The organism is Photobacterium sp. OFAV2-7 (genome assembly GCF_022347985.1).
Taxonomy (GTDB): domain Bacteria; phylum Pseudomonadota; class Gammaproteobacteria; order Enterobacterales; family Vibrionaceae; genus Photobacterium.
In genome coordinates, this window is sequence record NZ_JAKRFQ010000367.1 from 1 (window position 1) to 4,771 (window position 4,771).

2 protein-coding genes are annotated in these 4,771 nt (G+C 49.9%); one reads left to right on the plus strand and one right to left on the minus strand.

All coding sequences use genetic code 11. The annotated features are described in order from the left end of the window. The coding region (locus tag MHN01_RS16865) for a sigma 54-interacting transcriptional regulator (RefSeq protein WP_239412405.1) at positions 1 to 725 on the plus strand (725 nt) is incomplete at its 5' end. A 110-nt stretch (positions 726 to 835) separates the two neighbouring features. On the opposite strand, the gene MHN01_RS16870 is transcribed toward MHN01_RS16865, so the two are convergent. Beyond that, the coding region (locus tag MHN01_RS16870; protein WP_239412406.1) for a transporter substrate-binding domain-containing protein at positions 836 to 4,771 on the minus strand (3,936 nt) is incomplete at its 5' end.

Genomic DNA, 4,771 nt, shown 5'->3' on the forward strand with positions numbered 1-4,771 from the left:
TGGAATCAGAAATGTTCGGCCACAAGAAAGGGGCGTTCACTGGTGCGGTGTCCGATCAGCCGGGTAAATTTGAACTAGCAAATAACGGTACTTTGTTTTTAGATGAAGTGGGTGAGCTGGCTCTCCCTATTCAGGCGAAGCTACTGCGTGTACTGCAGGAGAAGGAGTTTACTCCGCTGGGCAGTAAGCTCGCCTACAAGACTAATGCGCGCATTATTACAGCGACTAATCTTGATTTTGAGCAGGCAATTAAAGATAAAACCTTCCGCGAAGATCTGTTCTACCGGCTGCAGGTTGTGCGGATCCATCTTCCTCCCTTGAGAGAACGGCGGGAAGATCTGAATGACCTGATCCCGGCCTTGTTAGCTCGTGCAAACCGGGATTTAGGCACCAAGGTTAGCAAAGTGGCACAGGATGCGATGGCTGCGCTGTGCGCCTATGACTGGCCGGGCAATGTGCGAGAGCTTGAGAACATATTAACCAAGGCTGTCGCTTTGTGTCCGGGCGAAATCCTGACCTTGGACTTATTTGCTGACATTGCGCCTGATTTGGGATCGAAGAACGAAGCAAGCGTGGATATTACCGCTAAGAGCTTGCAGGACATTGAGTACCAGCATGTGATCCGGATTTTGGAAAGCGTTGAAGGACACAAAGGCCGCGCCTGCGAGATCCTCAAAATCAGCCGTCCACGGCTGCAACGGATTATCGAACGCAGCGATGCCTAATAGCAGCAGTATAGGGGCGTACCGTAAATCAATTTCAGGGGTTCTTTTGCGACCGCGGTAATCCACCGCGGTCAAGCCCATATTATTGGTTAGTGTCTGCAGTGATTGCCTTATGTTGTAGCCTTAGATCTAATATCTTGAGGGTCTTCTTCTAACAGTTTGGCAGTGGCTTCTCTTAAGGCAAGATAGGCAGTACTGTCGGCGCTGAACTGCGCGCGCTCCGCTTCTTTTTCAATCGTAGCTAAAGGTATTGCCAGTGTATCGCACTCCAGCATCTGGGATGCGCCTTTCATCCTGTGGGCTATGGTTTTTATGTCCTGCTGGTTGTCTTTCTCAATGGCTTCATTCAATTGCCTGAAATCTTGCTGGTGGTTGTGCTTAAACTCCTCCATCAATTGACTGACCACCTCTTGGTCTTCAAATAGCAGCAGGATCTTTTGCTCGTCGAGTACCGCTGACGATGAGCTTTCATTTTGGTTGATATCATCTGTGCAGCTGGTTTTTTGAGGGTGGGTGTCCAGAAACGCTTGTTGCTCTTCGTCGTCAAGCTGTTGGTCGATAGTGCTGAACAGATCGTGGAATTCGCTGGCACTGTGACTATCATCCGCCTGCCTTTGGCCTTGATCTTCTGTGTTCACCGTTGAAACCGGGTCTGCGTGCAGCCATTTCAGCAGAACCTGTTTGAGTTTGGCGATAGAGACGGGTTTGACAAGAAAGTCACTCATGCCCATTTCAAAACAATGGCTGTCTTCGCCCTGAATCGCATTGGCTGTCAGGGCTATGATAGGTAGGCCAGTAGACGGTATTCCATTGATAATATGCTCAGAGCGTACCTGTTGGTAGGAATGGCTAATGGTCGGGCCGAAATCCATGATGAGCTGTTCATGTGTCAGTTCATTGCTGTTGCTGGACTCTCTGGAGCGGCGCTCTTGTTGGCGAAGTGTGGCCGAGAGGGTGTACCCATCCATTTCAGGCATATGGCAGTCGGTAAGCAGTAATCCATAGCGGCGATTTCTTATTGCTTCCAAAGCCAGGAGCCCATTGTCGACAATATCGGCATGTAGCCCAATCTTCTTCAGCTGCTTAGAGATAACCTGCTGGTTGACGGGGTGATCTTCGGCGATGAGAATTAGTCGGCCGTTAGCTTCGGCAGATTCTCGGCTCTCCGCCCAGTTTTCTGACTCAATCTGCTCGATAAGTTCGCTCTGTGTACTACTGACAGGCATCGTCAGTACATGGCTCAGGTTATCTGGCAGGAGTGGATTGACGGACAGGCACCATTGCTGGCCGAGAGGCTCTGGAGAGAGCATCGGGTTCTGGTTGATGATAATAATATTGACGCCCGGAAAGTGTTCTTCCAGCCATTGGTCATTGAGCTTAAGCTGTTGCCAAATAGACATGGCAATAAAGATATGCCTGGGCTGGTGTTTGCTCACTTCGTTTCTCAGTTCGTGAAGCTGCTTGGCAGCAACGATAACCGGGGTGAGCTGCAGATGCTGGAGGTAGCGGTACAGTGCTTCCCGCTGCATAAAATAGCCAATGATCAGGCTGTTGCCGCCAGCAAGAGAGGCCTGTGAATCAGTATCGCCTACCGTATGAGAAAGCCTGTGATCATGTTCCGATTTACCCAGCGGCAGCGTCACGGTGATACTGAACTCACTTCCTTTACCGAGTTGGCTGCTGAGCTGGATAGCCCCATCCATTTGCTCGACCAGTTTGTGTGCTATCGCCAACCCAAGACCAGTACCGCCAAAGCGTCTGCTGGTGCTTTGATCGGCTTGCTCAAATGGCTTGAACAGGTTCTTTTGTTGTTCCGGTGAGATACCTATACCTGTGTCGCTGACGGTAAAGCGTATCGTTTGTTTCCCGGAAGATAGCTCTGAGTTCGCTGGGTCGAGTACATCGACAGCCAGCCCGATTGTGCCTTGTTCGGTAAATTTGATCGCATTGTTCAGGAAGTTATTAAGGATCTGATGAAGGCGAATATCGTCCGCGAGTAACCAGTCAGCCAGTCTGGGATCCTGCCAGTATTTAAAGGCCAGATTTTTTTGCTGGGCATGAATGGACTGAGGCTGGATGATCCGGGCCAGTACCTTGCCGGGTTCGATGTTGGTTGGGTTGAGATCCAGTTTTCCTGCTTCGATTTTTGAATAGTCGAGAACGTCATTGACGATATGGAGCATATTCCTGGCCGACTGGGTCAGGCCACCATGCAGGTTTACAAGCTCGTCATTGAGAGGCTGGTCTGCCATTAATTCGAGTAAACCCAGAATACCACTGATGGGGGTGCGCACCTCATGGCTGATTGTGGCGAGGAACTGGGATTTTGCGGCAGTAGCGATTTCCGCTTTTTGTCTTGCATGCTCCAGGGCAAGTTGTTGTTGCTTCAGCAGGGAAATATCGGTGACAACCGTATTCCAGTAAAATCCGCCTTCTTCATGGGGGGTGACACGGCTCTTGAACTGTATCCACTTAAGCTGGCCTCTGTGGTATTTCAGCTTTTGTTCGCTATCCCAGTGACCTTGCTTGGTTGCCTCACGCATACTTTGTTTAAGTGCGGACATATTAACGTCGTCGAGCAGGTTGAGCAGATGTTCGGGATGGAGCTTGATAGAGGTAGCTGAAATCCCCAGTAGTTCTTTAACACCTGCACTGACAAAGGTGTATTGAATGTCCAGAGGCTGGTCCGGGTTTGGCTGAACATGCTGTAATACAACACCGTCGAGGTTGTCGGCGAGGTGTTGCAGGCGGCGCTCGGCGCGTCTGGCGCGCTTTTCGGCCGTTTTTCGCTGTAAAATCTCCTCGGCCATTTTACGGTTCCACCAGGTGATGGTAATGATCACCGTCAGTACCAGTAATGTTATTATGCCCGCCCACTTGGCGACCTCCTTGGGGGCTAATCCTTCTTGATATTCAAAGGTTAGCCATTTGTTCTCAAGTCGGGTCATTTCTTTCGGCGGGATGGAGTCGAGCGCCTTGTTGATGATATTGAGTAATATTGGTTGGCGAAAGTTAACGGCAAAGTGCAAGGGAACGAGGTTTTTATCTTCGATTTGGCCAACCATTTTAAACTGACCAAGGTAGTCCGATTGTAGGAGTGGGGAGGCGTGGTGCAGCGAGGTCAGTACGCGGTCGACCTCTTCTTTCTGCAAGGCCTGAAAGGCCGATACCTGGTTGATGTATGAGACCGATGAGCAATTGCTACAGAAATCAGATAGCAGTTCCGATCCTGAAGTATCGGCAATGATGCCGACAGTGAGTTTGCTGTTGTTAAGCAGGGAGTCGATCCCTTCCTCGGCGGGTGCAAACAGTACCCAGGGCTCGTCAACGTATGGAGCTGAAAAGTACATCAACTTGTCTTGAGTCGGCGTTTCAGGCAGCGCGGAGAGCATCATCAGCTCACCATCATGAAAAGCACGGTTGATCTCCGAATAGGTTCTGTTGCTGCTGATTTCAAATTTAACGCCCAGCTCGTTACTGATGATATTCAATAAATCAGCAGTCAGGCCGGAATGAATATTATCGGTATTGAGATAGTCATAGGGTGCCCAGTCACGGTGGACGCCAATGGTGATGTAGGGGTTTTTGTCTAGCCAGCTTCTTTCTTCCGGGCTGAGGCGAAGCTGGCCGTAGTTTGTGAACATATTGATTTGCCCGGGGTTTAGCCATTGGTTATAAATCGCTGTCAGGCTTTGACTTTTAATGTCTTCCAAGGCGAAATTGATCCGGCTTAGCAGTTTGTGCTTACCTTTTTGGGTCGCGAAATGTAAATGGTTGGTCGGCAGGCCGGGAAGGATCGACAGTTCCAATGAGGGATCATTATGTTGCCGGAGTAGATCGGACAAGACGACGGCATCGCCGATATAGCCATCGGCTTTTGATTGCTGGACGGCTTTAATGGCCTGTAGGCTGTTGCTGACGGGAACTAACGTTGTTTTCGGCATCAGACTGGGTAACAGCTCCATCAGGGCAAAGCCTTGCTCTACAGCAATTCTCTTACCGGTTAATTCCTGAAACTGATTAATTGGCTGTTGCTTAGTGATCAC